At 78.1% G+C, this 525-nt stretch carries 1 pseudogene; it reads right to left on the bottom strand.

Features of this window, described 5'->3' with window-relative positions:
* Positions 1-525, bottom strand: a pseudogene (locus JNW98_RS33340) (AfsR/SARP family transcriptional regulator); the annotation flags it as partial.

Genomic DNA, 525 nt, shown 5'->3' with positions numbered 1-525 from the left:
TCCGGCGGTGCCCTCCAGGGAGAGGGCGACGGCGCGCGGCTCGTCCAGCCGCCGCGCGTGGGCCAGGCCGCGCGCCTGGTGCGCCGCGGCCCGCGCGGGCAGGCCGCGCAGTTCGGCGACGAACCCGAGCTCCACCTCGATCAGGTGCTTCCCGGCGGTCGACGACGGGTAGTCGTCGAGCATCGCCCGCAGGCGGCGCTCGGCGTCGTCGAGGTCGCCGGAGCGGCGCGCGCCGAGGGCGAGGCCCATCAGGGCGAACACCTCGCCGTACAGGTGGCCGTGCTCGGCCGCCGTGCGCAGGGCCCGTTCGTGGAGCAGGCGGGCCCGCTCCCAGTCGCCGGCGAGGAGCGCGAGGCGGCCCAGGCCCCCGAGGCAGTTGGACGCCTCCGCCGCCAGGCCGAGTTCCTCGGCGAGGCGCGCCCCCTCGGTCTGGCGGGCGACGGCGTCCGCGTAGTCGCCCTCGATCTCGGCGAGGGCCGCGAGGACCGGAACGCTCTGCAACGCGCCCCAGCCGTCGCCGAGTTC

This window comes from Streptomyces huiliensis, assembly GCF_020037025.1.
In the GTDB taxonomy this organism is placed as follows: Bacteria; Actinomycetota; Actinomycetes; order Streptomycetales; family Streptomycetaceae; genus Streptomyces; species Streptomyces huiliensis.
This window is presented reverse-complemented; position numbering and strand designations above follow the sequence as displayed.